At 62.0% G+C, this 23,963-nt stretch carries 19 protein-coding genes; 2 read left to right on the plus strand and 17 right to left on the minus strand.

The features are described 5' to 3' along the window. Positions 1 to 172: 172 nt before the first annotated feature. Together ACVOKO_RS01735 and ACVOKO_RS01740 are read right to left on the minus strand one after the other, a co-directional pair. Positions 173 to 571, minus strand: a complete 399-nt coding sequence (locus ACVOKO_RS01735) for an Imm12 family immunity protein (protein WP_346496673.1) — start codon at positions 569 to 571, stop codon at positions 173 to 175. Further along, the gene (locus ACVOKO_RS01740) at positions 534 to 737 is read right to left on the minus strand and encodes an IS3 family transposase (protein WP_430980691.1); all 204 of its coding nucleotides are present in this window, start codon (positions 735 to 737) and stop codon (positions 534 to 536) included. Before ACVOKO_RS01740 ends, ACVOKO_RS01735 begins: the two co-directional genes overlap by 38 nt. Between ACVOKO_RS01740 and ACVOKO_RS01745 the strand changes: the two genes are divergently transcribed. Next, a complete protein-coding gene (locus ACVOKO_RS01745; protein ID WP_346496675.1) occupies positions 663 to 929 on the plus strand; it encodes a hypothetical protein in 267 nt (88 codons plus the stop codon). The two genes, ACVOKO_RS01740 and ACVOKO_RS01745, sit on opposite strands and share 75 nt — an antisense overlap. Positions 930 to 1,433: 504 nt before the next feature. On the opposite strand, the gene ACVOKO_RS01750 is transcribed toward ACVOKO_RS01745, so the two are convergent. From ACVOKO_RS01750 to ACVOKO_RS01820, 15 genes are all read right to left on the minus strand, one after another. After that, entirely contained in the window at positions 1,434 to 1,979 is a 546-nt protein-coding gene (locus ACVOKO_RS01750) for a hypothetical protein (protein ID WP_346496677.1), read from the minus strand. Next, a complete protein-coding gene (locus ACVOKO_RS01755) occupies positions 1,967 to 6,406 on the minus strand; it encodes an RHS repeat-associated core domain-containing protein (protein WP_346496679.1) in 4,440 nt (1,479 codons plus the stop codon). Before ACVOKO_RS01755 ends, ACVOKO_RS01750 begins: the two co-directional genes overlap by 13 nt. Positions 6,407 to 6,552: 146 nt before the next feature. Continuing rightward, positions 6,553 to 8,172 (minus strand): hypothetical protein, encoded by a 1,620-nt coding sequence (locus ACVOKO_RS01760; RefSeq protein WP_346496681.1) that lies wholly within the window; start codon positions 8,170 to 8,172, stop codon positions 6,553 to 6,555. Positions 8,173 to 8,190: 18 nt separating this feature from the next. Continuing rightward, complete coding sequence (locus ACVOKO_RS01765; protein WP_346496683.1) at positions 8,191 to 10,437, minus strand: type VI secretion system Vgr family protein; 2,247 nt, start codon at positions 10,435 to 10,437, stop codon at positions 8,191 to 8,193. Between the two features lie 575 nt (positions 10,438 to 11,012). Beyond that, complete coding sequence (gene recJ / locus ACVOKO_RS01770; protein WP_346496685.1) at positions 11,013 to 12,740, minus strand: single-stranded-DNA-specific exonuclease RecJ; 1,728 nt, start codon at positions 12,738 to 12,740, stop codon at positions 11,013 to 11,015. After that, positions 12,733 to 13,656: a phosphoglycerate mutase gene (locus ACVOKO_RS01775; RefSeq protein ID WP_346496687.1), complete on the minus strand. Its 924-nt coding sequence runs from the start codon at positions 13,654 to 13,656 to the stop codon at positions 12,733 to 12,735. Before ACVOKO_RS01775 ends, recJ begins: the two co-directional genes overlap by 8 nt. 2 nt (positions 13,657 to 13,658) lie before the next feature. Then, entirely contained in the window at positions 13,659 to 14,135 is a 477-nt protein-coding gene (greA, locus tag ACVOKO_RS01780; RefSeq protein ID WP_346496689.1) for a transcription elongation factor GreA, read from the minus strand. Then, complete coding sequence (gene carB / locus ACVOKO_RS01785) at positions 14,132 to 17,374, minus strand: carbamoyl-phosphate synthase large subunit (RefSeq protein ID WP_346496691.1); 3,243 nt, start codon at positions 17,372 to 17,374, stop codon at positions 14,132 to 14,134. The genes greA and carB overlap by 4 nt, the downstream gene beginning before the upstream one ends. Before the next feature lie 8 nt (positions 17,375 to 17,382). Further along, a complete protein-coding gene (locus tag ACVOKO_RS01790) occupies positions 17,383 to 17,772 on the minus strand; it encodes a DUF6973 domain-containing protein (protein WP_430980688.1) in 390 nt (129 codons plus the stop codon). A 50-nt stretch (positions 17,773 to 17,822) separates the two neighbouring features. Then, positions 17,823 to 18,953, minus strand: coding sequence for a glutamine-hydrolyzing carbamoyl-phosphate synthase small subunit (carA, locus tag ACVOKO_RS01795; protein ID WP_346496695.1), 1,131 nt, complete (start codon positions 18,951 to 18,953; stop codon positions 17,823 to 17,825). Between the two features lie 236 nt (positions 18,954 to 19,189). Continuing rightward, positions 19,190 to 19,921, minus strand: a complete 732-nt coding sequence (gene dapB, locus ACVOKO_RS01800; RefSeq protein ID WP_346496697.1) for a 4-hydroxy-tetrahydrodipicolinate reductase — start codon at positions 19,919 to 19,921, stop codon at positions 19,190 to 19,192. A gap of 49 nt (positions 19,922 to 19,970) precedes the next feature. After that, positions 19,971 to 20,480 carry a hypothetical protein gene (locus tag ACVOKO_RS01805; protein WP_346496699.1) on the minus strand — a complete coding sequence of 170 codons (510 nt, stop codon included), beginning with the start codon at positions 20,478 to 20,480 and terminating at the stop codon, positions 19,971 to 19,973. Positions 20,481 to 20,664: 184 nt separating this feature from the next. Beyond that, a complete protein-coding gene (locus ACVOKO_RS01810) occupies positions 20,665 to 20,919 on the minus strand; it encodes a DUF6587 family protein (protein WP_346496701.1) in 255 nt (84 codons plus the stop codon). A gap of 1 nt (position 20,920) precedes the next feature. Continuing rightward, the gene (gene feoB, locus ACVOKO_RS01815; protein ID WP_346496703.1) at positions 20,921 to 22,777 is read right to left on the minus strand and encodes a ferrous iron transporter B; all 1,857 of its coding nucleotides are present in this window, start codon (positions 22,775 to 22,777) and stop codon (positions 20,921 to 20,923) included. Beyond that, positions 22,774 to 23,022 carry a FeoA family protein gene (locus ACVOKO_RS01820; protein ID WP_346496705.1) on the minus strand — a complete coding sequence of 83 codons (249 nt, stop codon included), beginning with the start codon at positions 23,020 to 23,022 and terminating at the stop codon, positions 22,774 to 22,776. The genes feoB and ACVOKO_RS01820 overlap by 4 nt, the downstream gene beginning before the upstream one ends. Positions 23,023 to 23,147: 125 nt before the next feature. Between ACVOKO_RS01820 and ACVOKO_RS01825 the strand changes: the two genes are divergently transcribed. Next, positions 23,148 to 23,936, plus strand: coding sequence for an enoyl-CoA hydratase-related protein (locus ACVOKO_RS01825; protein WP_346496707.1), 789 nt, complete (start codon positions 23,148 to 23,150; stop codon positions 23,934 to 23,936). The last annotated feature ends 27 nt before the right edge of the window (positions 23,937 to 23,963 follow it).

Raw genomic sequence — 23,963 nt, forward strand, 5'->3', positions numbered from 1 at the left:
GCGCCAGCTTCGTCGGTGTAGCGTACAAGCTAATCTTCCGCACTGTATGTGAAGCGCACACCGGCGCCGTCGAGCGTCGAGGTAGCCAGCAAGCATCCATCGCGCCCTTGCCCTCGTAGCTATGAACGGCTGCGACCGCAGAACCTTGGTAACATCCAGGAAACCAAAAAAATCATTTCGTCGCAGCGTTTAGCGCGCCGACAACAAGCTTCAAATCAAGATTTGCGACACTTTTAGGAAAGGCCGATAACTCGAGACCCCTAATCAGCCACCCAAAAATCGTCTCTTCTGCCGAAGCCTCACCAACCGATTCCATATCCTTTTGTGGGACGCATATCTTAACCCAAAGCACTTCGCCCTTCTTCGTATACCTTATCGTCGCCTCAAACGCCTCTGGACAGTAGTCTGTAACCGCACCGCCAATATACAATTCAAAATCCAACTCAGCCACAGCGTCTAGCATAATTTCCGACAATGTGGCTTTTACAATGGGGCGAAGCTTCACAACTACAGCATGGAACTTGGCGGCCGCATCAGGCCCGCCCATCCGAGCCCCCAATGTCACATTCATAACGTCTCCAAAAAACTAGCTCCTTGACAGCGGCCCTGCGTCGGCGCGATTGCTTTGAGCGCAGATTCGGCCCCGCCAGTTTGTACAGCCTATGCACGCGCTTGCGATTGATCAGCCAGCCTTCACGACGCAGCAGGATGTGGATGCATTGGTAGCCGTAACGCACCCGCGTCCGGGCAATTTCCGCGATGCGCCGCGCCAATGGCGCACCCAGAATTTTACGCACCTGCTTGTACGCCAGCCCAAAGCGGGCCTGGCGCATCACGCCACAGCCCCGCCACTGGCTGACCGCGTAAGCACGCTGCAGAAAGTCGATGAGCGTATGTCGCTGCACCGGCCTCAGGGCTTTTTTGAATGACGTCCTGCAGCATCACTTTGCCCAAGCCAAAATCCGCAACCAGCTGCTTGAGCTTGCGATTCTTTCCCTCCAGTTTGCCGCAGCCGGCACAGCTCGGACAAGCTCAAACCGCCGCACTTCTTCTTCCAGTTGTAGAACGTGGCCCCGGAAATGCCCAATCACCTTTCTGCGCGGGGTAAGTTTCGCCGAATTCCTCTACTTTTGAATGGCTCAAAAAGCTGGGAGGTGGTCAGCGTCAACATCAAGTTGAACAACAGACGCTGGCAGCTTCCCGGTTACCGTGCGAATCGTAAATATTATCGAAATATCTTCAGTTTTTTTAGGCTATAGCCGCTTTTTTCGCTACCCGCACAACCTTTTTCTTGGAGATAGTCAGCAAGCCGGCCAATCACCATCTTCTTGTATGACTACTTATCCACCAGCTCTCCTACGGCAGCTCCTGGCCGAAACAAGCAATCAAATCAAACCGGAACATAATTCGCACTCACCCTAAAAACACCACGATCACGACATAATGTGCAAAATAAACTCCTTGATATTCTTATACTTATTTTCACGCTGCCCCTGATACGTCCAAACCTCAGGCTCATCACCCTTATTCCAAACCAGCCAGGCAACATCACCGTCATCCAAATTAGTATATGCAAATAACGAGATACTGGATTCATCGAAAGCATCCGGGGCAGAACCATCCCAATTCTTTCGCTGAGCTGCTGCGATCGCCTTGAGCTTCTTTGAAGCCAATAATTTAGCCAGTTCTTTCATCGATGGGAATCGCCAAGCGACGTCCACGATAGAAGAAGCAAAGCTATATCGCGCCCGCAACATTGGAGTGGCAGGACGAAAGCTAGCATCCAACATGGGATACTCGCGCGGCAGTGCATTGTCAGGCCGACCAACTTTCATTTTCAGAGAAGCGTCGATTTCTTTCTCCGTCATTCCCGCGTTCCGCAGAATTACTTTCACCTCCTCTGCCCTGTCTGGGTAAGACTTCCGCAACGCTTCAAAAGTCAAAACCACCTCATTGTCAACCGACTCTATTTTCTGCATTTCAATGTCACCTTGTGATAAACCGTTCCGGCAGGAACTCCCTTTGCTATTCCGCCAAGATAAGAGTTTACAGATCTGAGAAGCGCCATAGCTCTCCCGCCTGCTATCCGCCCACCCATGATCGCATCTGGAGTATGCCCGACAACCTTGTTAAGAAAACGGCGCGGATACTTCCTCCTTAAGTTTCGTTTCCACGTGGCAGACGCCGCCTCCTCAACTGCAGATATCGAACTCCGCTTGGTCAATGATCCTCCAGCCTTCTGAATCTCACTATTCCAAGCTCGGACGAACCGCTGAAGCTGCCGGTGCTCGGGCGTTCCAGCAGCGTACTTGCTACTGTCTATTTCGAGAATAGTCTGTCCATTCGGGTCCTGAATGATCTTTATCCGCTTAAGACCCAGAGGGTCGATATCCATCAGCGGAGAATCCCCATATAGGTAAAGATTATCCCCACCATCCAAGCCCAACGGGTCCTGGCTGATGAACGAACCTATATCGGAATCAAAAAAACGATTGCGATTGTATGCAAATCCAGTTTCACCATCAAAGTACTGCCCCTGATAACGCAGAGCGCAATCAAGAACATTATTGAATCCCGAAATGCCGTTTTGGCCGCGCCATAGCGGCGAGTCCAGACACCAGATAACGGAGCCTTCGGCATCCGTCACCCGCAAAGGGCAGCCATTAGGATCCACCTCATAAAAATAAGAAACTTGCTTACCAGCATCCACGCACTCGACCAAGGCTCTTTCGCCGAAGTTTGACTCAGGCAACCCCTCCACCTTGTGCTTCCGGGTGTACAGGCTGTTGCCGGCACTTTCCCCGCCGAGAACCGCACTTCCAAGCACCCCTAATCCAGTCACACTTAAGTGCGATGGCGCGTAGTTTCGCTCCAATACGCGAGAGCTGAGTGCTGTATTTCCATTTGACCCAATCTTTCCACCAGATGGATCTCGACTTCTCTCTCGTTCCAAAAAGAGTAAAGGCACAAAGGTTTCCGGGTAATACACATGCTCCCGCAGCCGCCCATACAGCGCCGCCAACTTTTTTTGCCGCGCCTTGACCTCAACCAAGTTCGCAACATTCCCCACCCAAACCGGCGCCGCTTCATCAGCGTCATTCGCCTGCTGCACTTCACCCAGCAACGCATCGCCGTCCCAGAAGAACCACGTCGTCTGCGTCGGGTTGCGCTTGAACACTCTTCGGCCTAGCGGGTCGTAGCCGTAGTGCGTGGTTTGCCCATTTCGCCGGCTTTCCGCCAAGCGATGATTAGCATCCCAGATCAGGGTCAGATCATCAGGAGCGTCGCCGTGCGGTGCGCCTTTGCGTATCAGGTCGCCTGCCCGGTCAAAGACGTAGTGCACGCCTTGATAGGTACCTTCGCGCGTCCAGGTGACCAGCTCATCGTTGTCGCCGCCCACCACCTTGCGTGCCTGCACCTGCTTGATCTCGGTGCGTAGGCGGTCGCCCGCAGGGTCATTGAAGAATCGCTCTATCTTGCCCTTCGGGTCGGTGTGCTGCAGCAGGCGGCCAATGGCGTCGTAGCGGTACTCGTCCACGCCCTGGCCGCTGTCACTGCGCCGGGTCAGGTTGCCGCTACGGTCGTAGTCATAGCGTGTTTCAAACAGCGGTGCCGCGTCCTTCAGGATGGACTGCGAGGTCAGCAAGTTGCGGCTGTCATAGCTGAAATTACGCTGCAGATGCGGGCTCAGGGTTTCCTGCGTGGTCCGCCCCAGCGCATCGCGCTGCATCAGGATGGGCGACTCATCGTTGATCGCTATCGACACTGCCTGATCACGCAGGTCGTAACCGATGGCCAGATGATTGCCGGCAGAAGTTTCGCGGGACACCCGGTTGCCCACCTCGTCGTAGCCGTAGCCGACGCGGAAGCCGTCCTGCAGCTCTTCCAACAGCTGTCCAACCGGGTCGTAGCGGCGCTTTACCGTACGCGAGGGATTGCGCAGCTCGACCAACTGGCCGAGCTTGTCGTAGACAAAATGCTCCTGCAGCTGCTGCCCGGCATGGCGCACGTCCGGCAAGGTCTTGCGGGTGATCCGCCCCATCTTGTCGGTGTTGAAAGCCACCTTCTGGCCGAGCGGATCGACTGTGGCGGTCAAGCGCCCGGCTGCGTCATAGCTATAGCGTCTTGCCTGGCCCCAATAGTCGACTTCCTTGATGATCCGACCAAGTGGGTCACGCAGCAGCTGATAGGTCTCACCGCGCTGATTGATGACGGCGATCAGCTGCTCTTCGCTGTCATAGCGGTATTCCACCGCATGGCCATCGGCCTGAAGCCGGCGGCCGATCTGGCCAATGCCGACATACTCCAGCCGGGTCTGCGCGCCGGCCTCGTCGGTGTAGCGGACAAGCTGATCTTCCGCGTCGTACTCGCAGCGCACGCCTGCACCATCGGGCGTCACCGTTGCCAGCAAGCGGCCCTTGGCGTCGTATTCATAGCGACTGACCTGCCCCAGCGGATCTACCTGCCGCAGCAGATTGCCCAGCGCATCCTGCTCGTAGCGACTCTCATGCCCCAGCGCATCAATCACTGCTGCGACAAGACCGTGACGGTCGTAGCGCAGCTGCGTGACTGCCTGCCGCGCATTGGTCTGCGCAAGCAACTGCCCGCTGGCGTCATAGTCATAACGCGTTCTTGCTGCCAATGGGTCGGTCTGCACGACCATCAATCCGCGCCCGTCGTAGGCCTGCTGCCACGTGGCGCCATCCGGCGAGCGCAGTGCGACCATGTTGTCGTGGTCGTCGTATTCCATCTGCAAGCTGCTGCCATCTGCCCGCGTCAGGCAGCACAGGTTGCCGTGTGCGTCATACGCAAAGCCCGTGCGCAGGCCCTCCGGATCCGTTACCGCAACCGTGCGACCGAAGTCGTCGTACTCAAAGAAGGTAACGCCGTCGAGCGGATCGATCTCGCACAGCGGCAGCTGGTTCTCGTCGAACTTGATCACGCTCAGATGACCGAGCGAATCGATCACACGGGTCTCGCGCAGCAGCGCGTCGTACTCGAAGTGGTAGTTGTACAGGCCACCGTCGCCCCAGGAGTGCACTACCCTCCCCTGCGCATCGAACGTGTAGTAGAACGACAAACCCACCCGGTCCGTATGCTGTACCAATCGGTGCTGCGCGTAGGCAAATGTGCGCGCAGCACCGAGCGGATCCACCGCGGCAGCCAGATCTCCTTCGGCGGTGTAACGATAGCTCACCAGCGGATGCACCAGGCCAGTTGCCGGGTCATGCAGGGCCATGCGCTCCACGCGGCCGTGGCGCGCATCCACGTCGATGAAACGACCTTGCAGGCCGTCGACACCGCTTTCTACGATACGTACCAGATGCCCTTCGTTGCGCTCGAAGCGCCAGTAGTTGCCACTGGCATCTTCGATGCGCTGCAGGGCCAGACTGCCATGTGCCGGCAACGGTGCGACACCTGCCGGTAGATCGTTGCCGAACACGTACTGCAGGCCGCCCTTGAAGCGCACGCGCAATTGTCCGTGCTGGCGCAGCAAGCGTGCGCCATCGACGAAATCCAGTATCGCGGCTGCTTCACCATCTACCGGCGGCAGCTCGGGAAAGAACGCAACCTGCCCCGGCCCGGACATCCACACAGAGCCGTCGTCCAGCACTTCCAGTGTGATGTCAGCAGGTGTCTGCCAGCCGACACCGCAAGCACCACCGCGCCCGATCTGTGCGGAGCTATAGCTGCGCTGCCATATAAACGGCAGGCGGCCGGGAATATCAAAGTCCTGATGGCTGACCACCACGCTGCCGTCACGGGTATCCACCGGCTCGGCACGCAGGATCCTGCACTTGAGCGTACCCGACGGAAGATGCCCCCATTTGCCTTGACGCCACGTCTTGAAGGCATCCATCTTGCCCTGAAAAAACTTGCTCTTGCGCAGCTTGCCCAACCCGGCAAAGGCAGCACGGAACGCCATCGCCGTCCAAGAGATCGTCGGTGGTCCGCCCACCGTCACGCTACTCGGAATGGCGACATTCAGACCGGTCGGCAGCGACAGTGCCCGCAACGGCTTCTTGGGCTTCTTCATCCGGAACGGATTGATCATGCCGGCCAGATTGCAATCCAGCACCGGCATCGCCAGCCGCGAGAACGGTTCGCCATCAGCCGATACCGTGCGGCTGCCCATGAAGATCTCTTCGCCGTCGAACTGCGGGCCCATCGGCGCGGCCAACGGTGGCGCCCAAACGCCCAAAGGAATATGCACATCCAGGCCGCCGGTACCGGCGGTGGCGCGATGCACGCCATTGACCTTGATCGTCGAACCGATGAACGGGATGTAGTCGAACGGATCCAGCACCAGCCCGATATGCGGCGTCGGCAGCGGGCTTGGCGGCACCGCATACATATGGATATCGATACCCAACTGCGGATCAAGATGCTTGGCAGCGATGCTCATGGCAACACTCCTTGTTGCTCAGATGGCGCGCAACAGCGCACGCAGGAAGGCTTTGACCTCGTCGCGGTAGTCCGCGCTGATCCAGGCCACCACGATGATTCCAATCGCGATGGCCACGGCCATCACCGCTGTTTTCCTGCTCGGCGTCATGCCAGTGCCGCTCCTGCTGTAGTTGGGGATGTAGTTCGCGCAGAGCTCGCTGCCTGCAGCAGTTCGGATGGATCCGGCAAGGGCTGCATTGCCGGCGGCTCGCTCCATACCGGGATCTCGTGATCCAGAGGATGTTCAATGGCCGGAATGCCGTTCCAGGCCGGATCGAGAAAATCGCGGCCCACGGCGACGATCTTGCGAAAGAACTCATCGCCGGCCTGAATCAGCCGCTCGCGCTCCTGCTGCGCGCGATGGAAACCCTGTTCAAGCGCGACATCCAACTGCCGCTCGATGGCATCAAGTGCCGATCGCGCAGGCCGCGGCCCCAACGCCATGGCGCTACTCTCGGCATCGCCGAATACGCGCGTACTGGCCTGCACATACTCCGCCGCGACGTCCTGCAGCTTCTGGCAGCGGCGCGCGTCCTGCAAGAGCAGCAGATCCCATAGCACCTGCGGGAGTGTTGTGGTTTTGCGGTCCGCCGGCGACAACGGCTTGGCAATACGAATGGCTTCCAGCAACTGCGTGCGCGCCACTTCCCGGTTACCCGCCTGCAGCTGGCACCAACCGGCCATGCGCTGTCCTTCCAACTGGAACATGGGATGCGGGATGCTCGCGGCCGAGGCCGATGCCTGCAGATAGGTCTGCGCGGCGCGCTCAGGCTGTTTGGCCGTAAACCAGCAGCCCGCCTCGCCAAACCAACTCTGCATCACCAAGTCAGCGCCAGCGGCGTTACCACCGAGTCTTGCACTGTCCGCCGCGGTGCGTGCATTGCGGTAGGCGTTGATGGCCTGCGCGTGGTCACCGTGTTTGAGCCACGCGCCTGCAACCATCATCTGCACTACCGATTGCTGGTCGTGCCAACCATTGCGTGTGGCAAGGGCCTGAGCACGTTCGGCGCGTGTCACCACCTGGGCGGGGCTGCCACGTTCGATCAACAGCATCAGGTCGGCCAGCAGCTGCCGGTACAACACCTCCGGCCCGCGCCCCGTGGATTGCGCCGCCGTATCGCGTGCGATCCCGAACATGTCGACGTCTCCACCGATCAACGCGGCTACATCTGCATGTTTTTCCAGCAAGGGCTGCCAGCGTGGATCCTCTTGTGTGTCCACCAGGACCAAACGCAGATGCGCGCCTGGAACCGCATTCAACGCGGCCGAAATCCAACGCTCAAAGCCATCACCAGGTACATGGCGCTCGGGCTCCAGAACTGCCGCCATCAAGCGCAGATGCGCAGCATGGTGTTCGGCGAAACCAGCCAGCACCTCGACAACACCCGCCGCAGAATCCGGATGGGTTTCGTTGGGGCCACGCCAGCCCAGCGTCACGCCCTGCTCGCGCAGTTCATCCTGACTGCCGAGGTAGCGTTCCAGCAGATCCTGCTTTATCTGTCGGCTATAGCGGAAGCCAAGTTCGTAGCGGGTGTCGATACGCAGGAAATAATCCGGCGTATCACGCCCTTCGTCGTGCCGTTGCATCTCGAAAAAAGCCGCCAATAGACGGCTGGCGTTGGCCGGCAGACGCCAAATCAGCAAACGCCGGGAAGGATCGGAACTTGCGTGCAGCCAAGCCTCGCGCAAGGTAGCGAGGCCGCGCAACATGGGGGTGTCCTGCATGCTGAATCTCCGTTCTGCTTAGCAGTTGAGTTTGATCTCGCTGCCGTTGACCGAGACTCCGCTGGCATTGATCACCACTTCCGAGCCCCCGGCGCTGATCTTGATTTCGCCTGCGGTGATTTCGATGGCGGAGGACTCGCCCACAACTGCAATCAGCTTCGCCGCAGAGGCCAACGTCATCTCGCCGGTAGAGAACTGCGAGTGGGTTTCCGTAACACCCTGCTCGAACGCGCCCTCCACGCCGATGGTGCGTGAACCCTTGTTGGCATCCTCGACCGCACCGGTCACGCCGCGCTTGTCCAGGCCGGTGATGGTGGTCTCGCGCCCCGCAAGATACTGCTCGGTCACCTTGCCCTGCACCTGCTCCCACGACGTCGAAGTGATGGTCTGCTTCCACGTACCTGTGCGCTGGCTGATGTAGTTGCCGGTCAACGTCGTGGTGAAGGGGCCAGTGATGGTTTCGGTATAGCCGGCAGCAAGAATGGTCTTGGTCTGACCGGTGTGATACGTCTCGGCGACCGCGCCGGTGACATCGGTGGTGCGCGTCCCGGTCACAGTAGAGGTATCGGTACCGGTGACGGTGATGCCGCGATTGCCGGTAACGCCGATGGTCTGGTTACCACCCACGGTCATGCCGTGGTCAACCGTCACACTGGTGGTCTTGTTGTTGAGGATGCTCGCGGTCTGGTCGTTGAGCACGGTGGTGACCATGTCGCGCTGAGCGCGCATGTTCAGCAGTTCGCCGCCGGCACCATCGTGCATGGTGACTTCATTCCAGCCGCCCCCTTTCACGGTTTTGGATTTCAGGCCGCTGACTTCCATGCCAAACGGCGGCATATTCTGTTCATTGAAAACGCGGCCGGTAATGATCGGCCGGTCCGGATCACCATCGAGGAAATCGACGATGACCTCCTGGCCAACGCGTGGCGGCGACACGCCGCCCATGTCGGCACCGGCCCATGGGCTGGCGCTGCGGATCCAGCACGAGGCGTTCTCACGCCGATCCAGCTTGCGGTCCCAATGGAACTGCACCTTCACCCGGCCGTAGGCATCGGCGTGCAGTTCTTCGCCGGGAGGCCCGACGACAGTCGCTGTCTGCGGCCCTGGCATGCGCGGCCACGGCGTCTGCCGCAATGGGCGGAACGGGATGCGCCGGCGCAATACCTGCGCCTGCATCTCCACGCTGGGCAGCTCGGCACTGGCGAAATCACTGGCGAAATTGTTGTGGCCTTCGCGTTGCATCGATACCACGAAGAACTCGCGGTCCGCTTCGTCACGGCCGATGAAATCCGGATGCCTATCAAGGCTGAAGCACGCGCCGGCCTGCAATTCACCAGCATTGCCGGCGCATTCGAACAACTTGGTCGGCCAGCTGACTTCTTCATTGCGCACTGCTGCCAATGCCTCACCAACTCTGCTATTGGCAAAGCGCGCAGCGCCGTCGTAACGGTACTGCTCCAGCGGCGGCAACAAACCCATCGGCACCTGATTGCCCTGGTTGCCATCCAGCTGCTGCTTGGGCTGCTTGAAGTCGAAGCTGCGCAATGTCTGCGCGCTCGGCCCTACCCTGCGCCGCGCGCCCCAGCGGTGCAGGCCGGTACGTGCCAAGGTGCCTTGATCGGAGACATAGGCAATCGCGCCCGGCTCGCCGTGTACAACACTGAGTGTGGAGTCATCGCTGATGACCAGCGTATGCCCATCCTCGTCATGCACGAAACTGTAATACAGGCCTGCATCTTCCAGCAGGCGGCTGACGAAGGCGAAATCCGATTCGTTGTACTGCACGCAATATGACAGCGGCTGCAGCTTGCCGGCATTGAGATCGTAGCGGTAGCGCGCCAGCTGTTCGTAACCGGCAAATACTTCCTCGACGATCTCCAGAACGTTCTTGTCCTGGAAAATGCGGCAATTGCTGGTGAAGTCGAGGAAAGCAAACCAGGGTGCAATCTCGGCGCGGTAGCTGTTGAACTGCGCTTGTTGCCCCGTGCTGGCGAACTCGCGCACATAGCCATGCACGCTGCGGCCACCAAACTCGTCGCCGAGCAGCAGACGCAGCGGCTGACCAACCAGTTGCTTCAACTCCAGCCGTGGCTGGGTCGACAACAACTCGATGTGATAGAGGAAAGGCGCGGATACCGATTCGTTGCCGTCGAAACGTTTGACCAGGAATGTCTCCGGGGCAAGCGCGGTTTCAACACGAACCAGCCGGCGATCTTGATGCAGGCGTTGCAAGCCGCCTGCTGCTGAAAGTGATTCTGCAAACATCGGGCGTTCCGTCGTCCCATGCGGTATCGAGAACCCGACTGTGCCATTGCTTGATGCAGCGCGCCAGTTTTCTGACGCCGGTATCAGACAATCAAAGGCTGAATTCGTAGGAAAGTATTAGTCGAGGACGAGCTTCATCACGTGGTCCTAACGCAATCACGGCGTGCACATGCAGTGAACTGCGCAAACCCTGTGTGTCGCTGCCTTCCAATCCGTGTTTGTTGTCTGGACATTCGGAACCCGTCTTTAGCGATGTAGATCACACAAAGCTGCGGGTGAAGCCAGCTGGCGAGATCGGTCTCGCGCTGTTGGAAAGTGCGCCGGCTGGACGTGGCGACGCTGTAGCCCGGGTAAGCGCAGCGCACCCGGGAGCAGGAGTCCAGAACGTGGTGATGGATCTGCGGTGAGGCCCCTGCCGAGCGTGGCTCGGCACTACGCCAATGGCCCCGGGTGCGCTTCGCTTACCCGGGCTACGGGCTGCTACGGGTGATGGATCTGCGGTAAGCCCCTGCCGAGCATGGCTCGGCACTACAGGGGATGCGCTCAGCCTCTTCCTGCTCCGGGCCCTCTGCAGGTCAAACGGAGGCGCAGTGCTCGACGATCAGCTGGATGGCCTTGCCGCCGCGGTAGTCATCACTCACCAGGCGGTAAGCGACCTGCACATGTTGCGCCGGTGCCGTGCCGGTCCAGCCACTGAAATGGATTGCATTGATGCGCGCTGCAGCGCCAGATTGACGCAGCACCAGCTTCAGGTGGCGCTCCTTCAGCACTCGCCACTCAAGCACCTCGAACGTACCGTCAAACAGCGGCTCGGCGAAGCCCTGGCCCCAGGGGCCGGCCAAGCGCAGCGCTTCGGCGTGCTGGAAATCCAGCTCGGCGGGCGACAGTTCGCCATCGCTGAGCAACTGTTGTTGCAGCAATGCCGGGTCGAGGCTGCGTTGCACCTGCTGCACGAACGCCGCCTTGAATGCTTCCAGATTTGCCAGAGGCAAACTCAAACCGGCAGCCATCGCGTGGCCGCCGAATTTTTCCATCAAACCGGGATGATTGGCATTGATCGCAGCCAGTGCATCGCGGATGTGGAAACCACTGATGGAGCGCGCCGAACCCCGCAATGCATCGTCGCCCGGCTCAGCCGGCGCAAACGCAATCACCGGCCGATGCAGGCGGTCCTTCATCTTTGAAGCCACCAGGCCAACCACGCCCGGATGCCACTCGGCATCGAACAGGCAGGCCGCCACCGGCCGCTGCATATCGTCATCCAGCAAGGCACGCGCAACCGCCTTCTCGGCATCGTCGGTCATGATCTGCTGCACGGCCCGGCGTTCGGCGTTGATTTCTTCCAGCAAGGTGGCGATATGCCTTGCTTGTGCCGGGTCTTCGGTCAGCAACAGTTCGATGCCCAGCGCCATGTCTTCTAAGCGGCCGGCAGCGTTGAGCCGCGGTGCGACCGCATAACCGATGTCACTGGCACTGAGCCTGCGCGGGTCACGGCCGCTCACCTCGATCAAGGCCTGCAGACCCACACTGGCTTTGCCCGCGCGCAGGCGGCGCAAACCGGCCGAAACCAAGGCGCGGTTGTTGTCATCCAGAGCCACCAGATCGGCCACGGTGCCTACCGCGACCAGGTCCAGCAAACTCAGCAGATCGGGCTCGGCTTGGGTGCCGAATGCCGCCTGTTCACGCAGTTGCCGGCGCAGCGCCATCAACACGTAAAAGATCACACCCACGCCGGCCAATGCCTTGCTCGGGAATGCGTCGCCGTCCACGTTCGGATCAACAATCGCGTCGGCCGGTGGCAGCTGTTCGCCCGGCAAGTGGTGGTCGGTAACCAGTACCTGCCAGCCCAGCGCCTTCGCGGCGCGCACACCCGCATGGCAGGCAATACCGTGATCCACCGTGACCAGCAGATCCGGCTTCAATACGGCCAGCTCTTCCACCAGCGACGGCGACAGACCATAGCCATGCACCATTCTGTTCGGCACCGCATGCACCACATCGCGCGCGCCCAGCATGCGCAGGCCGCGCACGCCGACCGCACATGCGGTGGCCCCGTCACAGTCGAAATCGCCGACGATCAGGATGCGCTTGTCATTGGCGATCGCATCGGCCAACAACGCAACCGCTGCCTGCATGCCACCCAACAACTCCGGCGCATGCAACTGCGCCAGACGCGGCTGGGCCTGCCCGGGCGTGGTTGCGCCGCGTGCGGCATAGATGCGACGCAGCAGCGGCAGGGTTTCATCGCCCCAGCCGTCGCTTGCAACAGCGTCACGGCGAACGACCTTCAGATTCTCACTCATCAGCCAGCGTCGCTATCGGTTTTTTCCAGAAGCACCAACGCTGCCCGCGGGTGAGGCGATACGCCGTGCCATCCTCGAAATCGAGCTGCAGTTCGCTGAGCTCGCCCCGCGACAGGGCAGCAAGCAATGGCGTGATGGCATCGTTGGCCAGTTGCTGCAGCGAGCGCAGCTGGCGCAGATCAACCAGCGCGTCCACGCTCTGCTCACCGCCCAGGCGTACGCCAGCCAGTGCGGCCAGACCTTGCACCAATGCATCGCGGCTGCGCACCTGCGCATGTGCGGTATGCACCGTTTGCGGCAGGCTGCCGGCGCCCCAGAACCACAGGGAATTCACCGCACGTTGACCCTGCGCCACACGTTGCTCGTTCCACGGATGCTGGTGCAATACAACCTGCGCTTCGGTCAACAAACCACGCCAACGGCGCCCGTTCTCACCATCGGGAAGATGCGCGAACAGATCATCGCCAAGCACCGCATCGGGCTCGGCGAACGTGGGCAGCGGTGTGTCTTCCGGCAGGCGCAGATACCAGCGTGCAGGTGTCGGCGCATCCAGTTGATAGCCGAATCCTGCGAACAGCGGCTGCAATGCAGGCAGCAGTGCCTCCACGTCGGCCTGCTCCAGACGCAGGGTTTCCGCTGCAGCCATCAGCCGCGCGCCCTGCATGTCGGGCACGATATTGGCCGGATCGGCGCGCAGCCAGAAGCCGCCGGCGGCATCGCCGGCATCGGTCTGGCGGGTCAGGGCGGCGGCCGACCAATCGGCCGGCTGCACGCTGAAGTGACGGCGCAGCTGCGCCGATTCACCCGCCGTACCGAGCGAACGCTCGGCACGGCCCAGTGCTGCAGCCACCTGCGCCGGCAGTTCGCCTGCCGGGAAACGGCTGCGTGCGGGCAGCAGCAGTGTGGCTTTGGCCATCGTCAGTCGAGGTATTCGACGCTGATGATTTCGTACTCGCGCTGCCCGGCCGGTGCGTCGATGGCGATGGCGTCGCCCTCGTGCTTGCCGATCATCGCGCGCGCCACTGGCGAGGAAATGGCGATCAAGCCCTGCTTGATGTCCGCTTCCAGGTCGCCAACGATCTGGTAACGCTTCTCTTCGTCGTTTTCCACGTCAGCCAGCGTCACCGTCGCGCCAAACACCACCTTGCTACCGGCGTTGAGCTTGCTGATGTCGATGACTTCCGAGTGCGACAGCTCACCTTCCAGCAGCTTGATGCGACCTTCGATGAAGCTCTGCTCTTCGCGTGCAGCGTGGTACTCGGCATTTTCCTTCAGGTCACCGTGCTCGCGCGCTTCGGCGATGGCAGCGATGACCTTGGGGCGCTTTTCCGATTTCAGGTGATCCAGCTCGTCACGCAGGCGCTTGGCGCCCTTCATCGTGATGGGGGCTCTCATGCATTCAACTCCTTGTGCAGTTCCTGCAGCGACAACACCGGACCGGTGCCACGGAACTCCAGCGACTGCACCAGCGCCTTGGCGCCTGCAACCGTGGTGGAGTACGTGATGCGGTTCTGCAGTGCTTCGCGGCGGATCGAGAACGAGTCGTTGATCGCCGCACGGCCTTCGGTCGTGTTGACGATGTAGACGATCTCGCCATTCTTGATGCTGTCCACGATGTGCGGACGGCCTTCAACTACCTTGTTGACCACGTCACAGGTGTAACCATGCTGCTGCAACCACGCGGCGGTGCCGCGGGTAGCCACCAGCGAATAACCACGCTCGACCAGGCCCTGCACCGCCGGCATCACGCGCTGCTTGTCAGCGTCGCGCACCGAGATGAAGACCTTGCCGACCGGCGGGGTCTTGATGCTGCCGGCTTCCTGCGCACGTGCGAACGCGGCGCTGAAGCTGCGGCCCACACCCATCACCTCACCGGTGGAGCGCATTTCTGGCCCAAGGATCGGGTCCACGCCCTGGAACTTGGCGAACGGGAAGATGGCTTCCTTCACCGAGTAATAGCCCGGCACGATTTCCTTGGTTGCGCCCTGCTCGGCCAACGTCTTGCCGGCCATGCAGCGTGCAGCAATCTTGGCCAGCGCCATGCCGGTGGCCTTGGACACGAACGGCACGGTACGCGAGGCGCGCGGGTTCACTTCCAGCAGGAAGATCACATCCTTGCCATCGGCGTCGGTCTGCACGGCGAACTGGGTGTTCATCAGGCCGACAACCTTCAACGCCTTGGCCAGCTCGGTGACCTGGCGACGCAGTTCGGCCTGGGTTTCAGCCGACAGCGAGTACGGCGGCAGCGAGCAGGACGAGTCACCGGAGTGCACACCGGCTTCTTCGATGTGCTCCATCACGCCGCCGATCAGGACGTTGCCATCCTTGTCGCAGATGATGTCCACGTCGGCTTCGACCGCCGCATCCAGGAAGTGGTCCAGCAGCACCGGCGAATCGTTGGACACCTTTACCGCGTCGCGCACATAGCGGGCCAGGTCGGATTCGCTGTACACGATTTCCATCGCACGGCCGCCAAGCACGTAGCTCGGGCGCACCACCAGCGGGTAGCCGATTTCGCGGGCCAGCAGCAGGGCTTCCTGGTCGTTGCGGGCGATGCGGTTCGGCGGCTGCTTCAGGCCGAGCTTGTCGACCAGCTGCTGGAAACGCTCACGGTCTTCGGCCAGGTCGATGGAGTCCGGCGAGGTGCCGATCACCGGCACGCCATTGGCTTCCAGTGCGCGCGCCAGCTTCAGCGGGGTCTGGCCGCCGTACTGCACGATCACGCCCTTGGGCTTTTCGAGCTCGACGATTTCCAGCACGTCTTCCAGCGTCAGCGGCTCGAAGTACAGGCGATCGGAGGTGTCGTAATCGGTGGAGACGGTTTCCGGGTTGCAGTTGACCATGATGGTTTCATAGCCGTCCTCGCGCAGGGCGAGCGCGGCATGCACGCAGCAGTAGTCGAACTCGATGCCCTGACCGATGCGGTTCGGGCCACCACCCAGAATCATGATCTTGTCGCGGTTGCTCGGTGCGGCCTCGCACTCCTCCTCGTAGGTGGAGTACAGATAGGCGGTACCGGTAGCGAATTCGCCCGCGCAGGAATCCACGCGCTTGTACACCGGGCGCACCTTGTGTGCACGACGCAGCGCACGGATGGCGGCTTCGTTGGTGCCGGTCAGCTGGGCCAGGCGCGCATCGGAGAAGCCGGCACGCTTGAGCACACGCAGGCGTGCAGCGTTGAGCGAGTCGATGCCTTCGGCATGGACCTGCTTTTCGTCGGCGATGATTTCCTCGATCTGGTCGAGGAACCACGGGTCGATATGCGACATCGCAAAGATGTCTTCAACGCTCAGGCCGCTGCGGAATGCATCACCCACGTAGAACAGACGCTCCGGGCCCGGGGCCTTGAGCTCGCGCTTCATGGTGGCGATGTCGTCTTCGTTGCTCAGGTCCAGCTCGGTCGGGTCGAGGCCAACCTTGCCGGTTTCAAGGCCACGCAGGGCCTTCTGCAGCGATTCCTTGAAGGTGCGGCCCATCGCCATCACCTCGCCCACCGACTTCATCTGGGTGGTCAGGCGTGCATCGGCAGCCGGGAACTTCTCGAAGGCAAAGCGCGGAATCTTGGTGACGACGTAATCGATCGACGGCTCGAACGAAGCCGGGGTAAGCCCGCCGGTGATTTCGTTCTTCAATTCGTCCAGGGTGTAACCCACGGCCAGCTTGGCGGCGACCTTGGCGATCGGGAAGCCGGTGGCCTTGGAGGCCAGTGCCGAGGAACGCGACACGCGCGGGTTCATCTCGATCACTACCACGCGGCCGGTGGTCGGGCTGATGCCGAACTGCACGTTGGAGCCGCCGGTGTCTACGCCGATCTTGCGCAGCACGGCGATGGAGGCATCGCGCAGGCGCTGGTATTCCTTGTCGGTCAGGGTCTGTGCCGGCGCCACGGTGATCGAGTCACCGGTGTGCACGCCCATCGGGTCGAGGTTCTCGATCGAGCAGACGATGATGCAGTTGTCCGCGGTGTCGCGGACCACTTCCATCTCGAATTCCTTCCAGCCCAGCACCGACTCTTCCACCAGCACTTCGCTGGTCGGCGACAGTTCCAGGCCGCGGCTGACGATCTCGATCAGCTCTTCGCGGTTGTAGGCGATACCGCCGCCGCTGCCGCCCAGGGTGAAGGACGGGCGGATGATGGTCGGGTAGCCAACGCGGGTCTGGATTTCCAGCGCTTCTTCCAGCGTGTGGGCAACGGCTGCGGTCGGGCATTCCAGACCGATTTCGCCCATCGCCACGCGGAACAGCTCGCGGTCTTCGGCCATCATGATCGCTTCGCGCTTGGCGCCGATCAGTTCGACGTTGTACTTCTCCAGCACGCCGTGGTCAGCCAGGTCCAGCGCGCAGTTCAGCGCGGTCTGGCCACCCATGGTCGGCAGCAGCGCGTCGGGGCGCTCCTTCTCGATGATCTTCTCGACCATCTGCCAGGTGATCGGCTCGATGTAGACGGCGTCAGCCATCTCCGGGTCGGTCATGATGGTGGCCGGGTTGGAGTTCACCAACACCACGCGGTAACCCTCGTCACGCAGCGCCTTGCACGCCTGCGCGCCGGAGTAGTCGAACTCACAGGCTTGGCCGATGACGATCGGGCCGGCGCCGATGATCAGGATGGTTTTTAGGTCGGTGCGCTTTGGCATGACAATCCTCAGTAAAGTCGTTCCTGCCACGCCGTCGGGGCGAGCCAGGTTATCTGATCGGTCGAAGCGGCATTGACCGCTCCGTGTTCGACCGCGGCGCGGACATCACGCTGCATCGCGGCCCAGCTGGGAGCAGCCGCGCCCAAGCGCGCGCCGATCCGGTTGTTGTGGGCATCCATCGCCCCGCTTGCATCGTTCAACCCGTCGCTCTCCATCACCCTGGTCACCCAATCGACGCAGCGCGGCGACAAGGTGTAGGCGACGATGGCGCTGGCCAGACTGTGCCGGTATGCATCGGCAGGACCATTACGTCCGCCGGGCAGATCGGCCTGGAAAAACTTCCAGTAGACATTGGCAAGCACGAAGGTCGGATAGGCAGCCAGCACCATTGCAGCCATCACTGGCCATAGCCAGCGACGGAACCCTGAAGCGGCTGCCGTCCGGGGCATCAGGCCTTGGCCTTTTCCATCAAGGTGATGAAGCGGTCAAACAGCGGCGCCACGTCACGCGGGCCGGGCGATGCTTCCGGGTGACCCTGGAAGGAGAACGCCGGCGCATCGGTCAACGCGATGCCCTGGATGGTCTGGTCGAACAGCGAGCGGTGGGTAACCCGGACATTGGCCGGCAGCACGCTTTCGTCGATGGCGAAGCCGTGGTTCTGCGAGGTGATCATCACCCGGCCGTCGTCGATGTCCTGCACCGGATGGTTGGCACCGTGGTGGCCATGGCCCATCTTCATGGTCTTTGCGCCCGAGGCCAGGCCGAGCAGCTGGTGGCCCAGGCAGATACCGAAGGTCGGCACCTTCTTTTCGACAAAGGTCTTGATCGCGCTGATGGCGTAGTCACACGGTTCCGGGTCGCCCGGGCCGTTGGACAGGAACACGCCGTCCGGATTCATCGCCAGCACTTCGGCCGCCGGGGTCTGCGCCGGCACCACGGTCAGCTCGCAACCGCGTTCGGCGAGCATGCGCAGGATGTTGGTCTTCACGCCGAAGTCGTAGGCCACAACCTTGAACTTCGGTTCGGCGCGGACGAATTCATTGCTGTCCAGGTCCAGCTGGCCGTCAGCCCAGCTGTAAGGCTTGTTGGTGCTGACCACCTTGGCCAGATCCATGCCCTTCAGGCCGGGGAACTTGCGTGCTGCTTCCAGTGCCTTCTCGACATCGATGTCGGGGCCGGCCATCAGTGCGCCGTTCTGCGCACCGCGCTCACGCAGGATGCGGGTCAGCTTGCGGGTATCGATGCCGGAGATGGCCACCACGCCGCGCTGGATCAACCAATCCTGCAGCGACACCTGGTTGCGCCAGCTGCTCGGGCGGCGCGGCACATCGCGCACGATCAGGCCCGATGCCCATACCTTGGCGGCTTCATCGTCCTGGTCGTTCATACCGGTGTTGCCGATATGCGGGTAGGTCAGGGTGATCATCTGCCGGGCGTAGGACGGATCGGTCAGCATTTCCTGATAACCGGTCATGGCAGTGTTGAACACCACCTCACCCACGGATAGGCCGGGCGCGCCTACGGATTCGCCCTCGAATACGGTGCCGTCTTCGAGCACGAGAATTGCGGCTTGGGTCACGGGAATCTCACTTTGGCTACCGGGGGACTCCGAAGCCACGCCTGCGTTCGCGGTCAAAAACCGGTTGCAAAAAAGCGCGGACGGCGGTCTGGGAACCGGTCCGGCTAACGTGTTTCGGCGAGCCGGAATTGTAAAGGCAAGGGGGCACCAACGCCAGCGCCCCGTGCGCTTTCCTTCAGCTGTTCAGGCGCAAGCGGATCCTTTTCCGGATGGATCACGCCGCGAATTCAGCTTTCTCAGGCCTCGGTCACGTTTCCGAGCAGATCCCGCACCCGGTACTGGCCGGGGCTGCGCTGGCGCAACTGTTTGGCTGCATGCAGGGCGCCACGCGCAAAAATGTCGCGGTTCGTCGCCCGATGCACCAGTTCAACCCGCTCACCCAGACCGGTGAACTGCACGAAATGCTCGCCGATGATGTCGCCGGCACGCAGGCTGGCATAGCGCGGCTCGGCGCCGCCGTGCACCGCCGATTCGCCCAGCGTCAGCGCGGTGCCCGAGGGCGCGTCCTTCTTGTGGACATGGTGCGACTCGACGATGTCGCAATCCCAGCCCGGCAACGCCGCCGCCGCCCGCTCCACCAGCTCGGCCAGCACCGCCACGCCCAGACTGAAATTGGTTGCCCAGACCAGCGGAATCCTGGCTGCCGCCGTGGCCAGCGCCGCCTGTTGCTGGGCACTGATGCCGGTAGTGCCCGATACCAGGCCCACACCCCGCTCGGCACACAGCGCCAGAACCGGGTCGAAGCCCTCCGGCAGGCTGAAATCAATCGCCACATCGAAAGCCGGCGCGCCGGCCAGCTCACTGGCGGCAAAATGCGGAATGCCATCGATCACGCGCTGGATCGGCGGTTTGCGCACCACCGCAGCAACCACCTGCAACGAGGAATCTTCTGCCGCGAGCCGCAGCAGGGCCTGACCCATGCGCCCGGAGGCACCGTGGATCAACAAACGGGTGGGAGTCGTATTCATGGGCCGAACGCTAACGCCTCAAGCGCCCCGCGCACAAGCGCGCTGCGCGTCATTCCATCCGGCCGACGTGGGTAACCGCTCGGCTGCTGGTCAGATAGGTGCGCCAACGCCTGCGTTCGACGGTATCGCGACCACGGCTGACCATGCGCACACCCGCCATTTCAACAATGGCCGACACCTCGACCTCAGCCGAACGGCCGTCACTGGCAATGCTGATATCGCCGACTGTCTGTTCGTAACGCAGCGGCATGCGCCCGCCGAACATTTCGCGCAACTGACGCAGCTGCTGCATGCTCTGCGCCAGCGCTGCGCAGGATTGCTCGCGGTCATGACTCTGTTCGGCCTGTGCGGTTTCGGTCTTGGTCACCGTGGTCTGCACATAGTCTTTTGACAACATTTCGCACAAGGGCTTGTCATCGCTTGCTGCAATGGCGAGGTCAGTACGCTGGTACAGCGCGCGCACCTGGTCCTGATTGATCTTGTTGCCGCCACGCAGGTACACCGACGCACAAACCGCCAGCACCACGACCAGCACCACAATTCCGATAAACGACCTCATGCCGATACCCCCCGGTTGCTTCCTGCAATCGCCACAGTGTACAGCCGGCGCTTATCGACAGGCACAGCCCAAATCCCGGCACCCGCCCCTGCCCTGCACTGCCCATCCGGGTCGGCCAACGTCGGATCAGCAGGCATTGCCGCAGATACGACAACGCCGGGATAACCCGGCGTCGTCGTATCACTCAATGCTGTTTCGGCTCGCCGGGCCCGCAACTGCTGCACCCACCACATGCACCGCCACTGCTGGCCGCCGGCGGCGCCAGCCGGCGCCCCCAGGCCTGCAGGCGCGGCGAACGCTGCGGGCGCACCAGCCACAACGCCAGCATGCCGCGCAGCTTGCGCAATACCCCCGGGAACTGCTTCTTCAGCACCACCCAGGCACTGACCAGCACCGCCACGGCGATGATCAGGTATTGCAGCAACAGGCTCTTGTCCATCTCAGCCGGCTCCCAACGCCACCGCCACCTGGTAGGTGACGAACGCCGCCAGATACGCCGCACCAAACAGGTACACCGTGGCAAAGGCCATCTGCTTCCACGAGTTGGTCTCGCGCTTGATGGTGGCCAGGGTGGAAATGCACATCGGCGCGTAAATGAACCACACCATCAGCGACAGACCGGTCGCCAGCGTCCACCCATCACTGATCACCGGGGTCAGCGCCTGGATGGCGGCATCGTCATCGGCAGCGGACAGCGCATAGATCGTGGCCAGCGAGGACACCGCCACCTCTCGCGCACCCATGCCGGGAATCAAGGCAATGCAGATCTGCCAGTTGAAGCCCAGCGGGGCGAAGATCACCGCCATCGCATGACCGATCTGGCCGGCAAAGCTGTAATCGATAGCCGGCATGGTCGCGTTCTCCGGCGCACCCGGATACGACAGCAGGAACCACAGCAGGATGGTCAACGACAGGATGATGCCGCCGACGCGCTTGAGGAAGATCATCGCGCGTTCGTACAGGCCTACCAGCAGGTCGCGCGGATTGGGTAGCCGATAGGACGGCAGCTCCAGCATCAAGGGATGCTCGCTCTTGTCGCGACGGAACTTCTTCATCGTCCACGACATCACCAGCGCGCTGAGGATGCCGGCCAGATACAGCGCAAACAGCACCAGACCCTGCTGGTTGAACATGCCCCACACGGTCTTGGCCGGGATGAAGGCGCCGATCAGCAAGGCATAGACCGGCAAGCGCGCCGAGCAGGTCATCAGCGGCGCGACCAGGATGGTGGCCAGACGATCACGCGGATCCTGGATCGATCGGGTCGACATGATGCCCGGCACCGCACAGGCGAAGCTGGACAGCAGCGGGATGAACGAACGCCCCGACAAACCCGCCGCCGCCATCATCCGATCCAGCAGGAACGCAGCGCGCGGCAGATAGCCCGACTCTTCCAAGGCCAGAATGAAGGCGAACAGGATCAGAATCTGCGGCAGAAACACCAGCACGCCGCCAACACCGGCAATGATGCCGTCAACCAGCAGGCTGCTCAGCGGCCCTTCCGGCAACTTGGCTGCTGCCAGCTGGCCGAGCCAGGCGAAACCGGCCTCGATGCCATCCATCAGTGGCGTGGCCCAGGCATACACCGCCTGGAAGATCAGGAACATGACCACCGCCAGGGTCAGCAGGCCGTAAACCGGGTGCAGCAACCAACGGTCCAGCGCGTCGTCCACCTTGGCAGTCGGCGCGGGCATGCGTACGGCCGAGGCCAGAATGTCGCGCACCTGCACGTGGTAGTCAGCACCAGGCTCAACCGGATGCACCGGCATCGCATCCAGATGCGGCATCAGCGCGTCGATGCGTTCCACCAGCGCGCGCGCGCCGTGGTGACGCACCGCCACGGTTTCCACCACCGGCACGCCCAGCGCCTTCTCCAGCGCCGGCACGTCGATTTCGATGCCGCGTTTGCGCGCCGCATCGACCATGTTCAAGGCCACCACCATCGGCTTGCCGAGCTCGCGCACTTCCAGCGCGAAACGCAGGTGCAGGCGCAGGTTGGTCGCATCGATGACGCAGATCAGTGCATCTGGCGCGGCTTCGCCCGGATAGAAACCCCGGCACAGGTCACGGGTGATTGCCTCGTCCAAGCTGGCTGGCTGCAGGCTGTAGGCGCCCGGCAGGTCCAATACCGCGAATTCCTGCCCGGAAGGCCCGCGCATGCGGCCTTCCTTGCGTTCCACGGTGACACCACTGTAATTGGCCACCTTCTGGCGGCTGCCGGTCAACTGGTTGAACAGCGCGGTCTTGCCGCTGTTCGGGTTGCCTACCAGGGCCAACCGTGCAACTGCCGTACTCATGACTGCGCTCCTTCTGCGCTTATCTGGACCCGCGCGGCCTCGCTGCGGCGCAGGGCGAAGCGGGTAAAGCCCACCTGGTACAGCAGCGGCTCGCCGCCCACCGGGCCACGCGCGACCAGACGCACCTCTTCTCCGTTGACGAAACCCAGCTCGCGCAGACGGCGCGCAATGGCGTCATTGGCATGCAGGTCCTGAACGCTTTCCACCCGCGCTGAAGCATGCAGCGGCAAATCTGACAACGTCACTGAATGGGTGCCTATGTAGAGTGGATAAGAATGATTATCGATTGTAGCATCGCCGCGCTGCGTCATGGTGTCCCACCCGTGCACCGCTATGATTCGTCGGATTTCCGTTAAAACAGGCATTACCTATGAGCGATGCACTGCTCGTGCAGCACCAGGGCGCGGTAGCGACCCTTTCGATGAACCGGCCGGACCTGCACAACGCCTTCGACGCCGCCTTGATCGGCGCCCTGACTGAAACCCTGGCCAGCTTGGGCGCCGACCCGGCGGTGCGGGCCGTGGTCCTGGCCGGAACCGGCCCCTCGTTCTCGGCCGGCGCCGACCTGCAGTGGATGCGCGTCATGGCCAGCGCCAGCCAGGAAGAGAACCGCATCGACTCGCTGGCCTTGGCGCGGCTGATGCGCACCCTGGACGAACTGCCCAAGCCGACCATCGCCCGCGTCCACGGCGCCAGCTTTGGTGGCGGCGTCGGCCTGGTGGCCTGCTGCGATATCGCCATCGCTGCCGAGGAGGCACGCTTCGGCCTGACCGAAAGCCGGCTGGGGCTGCTGCCTGCGGTCATTTCCCCCTATGTGATTGCCGCGATCGGCCCCCGTCAGGCGCGCCGCTGGTTCGCTACCGGCGAGCATTTCGACGCCGCCACCGCGCAGCAGATCGGGTTGGTCCACCAGGTAGTGGCTGCCGACGCATTGGATGCCGCCGTGCAGGCCCAGCTCAAACTACTGGGCAAAGCCGGCCCGGTCGCCAGTGCATCGGCCAAGGTGCTGGTACGCGAAGTCCACGCCGCCGTCGGCGACCGCGACGGCCTGGACCGCGCCAATGCCGGCTTGATTGCCGCCCTGCGCGCCTCCGATGAAGGCCGCGAAGGCCTGTCCGCCTTCCTTGAGAAGCGCGCCCCCCGTTGGGCCGCGCACTGATCCGCGCCCTCCTCCAGCCAAAGACCG

The sequence above is a fragment of the Stenotrophomonas sp. STEN240 genome (genome assembly GCF_056756175.1).

Coding starts and splice junctions, on each gene's coding strand:
- greA (WP_346496689.1), bottom strand. CDS start 14,135: ATGAGAGCCCCCATCACGATGAAGGGCGCCAAGCGCCTGCGTGACGAG.
- dapB (WP_346496697.1), bottom strand. CDS start 19,921: ATGAATACGACTCCCACCCGTTTGTTGATCCACGGTGCCTCCGGGCGC.
- ACVOKO_RS01750 (WP_346496677.1), bottom strand. CDS start 1,979: ATGCAGAAAATAGAGTCGGTTGACAATGAGGTGGTTTTGACTTTTGAA.
- ACVOKO_RS01735 (WP_346496673.1), bottom strand. CDS start 571: ATGAATGTGACATTGGGGGCTCGGATGGGCGGGCCTGATGCGGCCGCC.
- ACVOKO_RS01790 (WP_430980688.1), bottom strand. CDS start 17,772: ATGGCTGCAATGGTGCTGGCTGCCTATCCGACCTTCGTGCTTGCCAAT.
- recJ (WP_346496685.1), bottom strand. CDS start 12,740: ATGAGTGAGAATCTGAAGGTCGTTCGCCGTGACGCTGTTGCAAGCGAC.
- ACVOKO_RS01805 (WP_346496699.1), bottom strand. CDS start 20,480: ATGAGGTCGTTTATCGGAATTGTGGTGCTGGTCGTGGTGCTGGCGGTT.
- ACVOKO_RS01760 (WP_346496681.1), bottom strand. CDS start 8,172: ATGCAGGACACCCCCATGTTGCGCGGCCTCGCTACCTTGCGCGAGGCT.
- ACVOKO_RS01810 (WP_346496701.1), bottom strand. CDS start 20,919: ATGGACAAGAGCCTGTTGCTGCAATACCTGATCATCGCCGTGGCGGTG.
- ACVOKO_RS01775 (WP_346496687.1), bottom strand. CDS start 13,656: ATGGCCAAAGCCACACTGCTGCTGCCCGCACGCAGCCGTTTCCCGGCA.
- feoB (WP_346496703.1), bottom strand. CDS start 22,777: ATGAGTACGGCAGTTGCACGGTTGGCCCTGGTAGGCAACCCGAACAGC.
- ACVOKO_RS01755 (WP_346496679.1), bottom strand. CDS start 6,406: ATGAGCATCGCTGCCAAGCATCTTGATCCGCAGTTGGGTATCGATATC.
- carB (WP_346496691.1), bottom strand. CDS start 17,374: ATGCCAAAGCGCACCGACCTAAAAACCATCCTGATCATCGGCGCCGGC.
- ACVOKO_RS01745 (WP_346496675.1), top strand. CDS start 663: ATGCACGCGCTTGCGATTGATCAGCCAGCCTTCACGACGCAGCAGGAT.
- ACVOKO_RS01825 (WP_346496707.1), top strand. CDS start 23,148: ATGAGCGATGCACTGCTCGTGCAGCACCAGGGCGCGGTAGCGACCCTT.
- ACVOKO_RS01765 (WP_346496683.1), bottom strand. CDS start 10,437: ATGTTTGCAGAATCACTTTCAGCAGCAGGCGGCTTGCAACGCCTGCAT.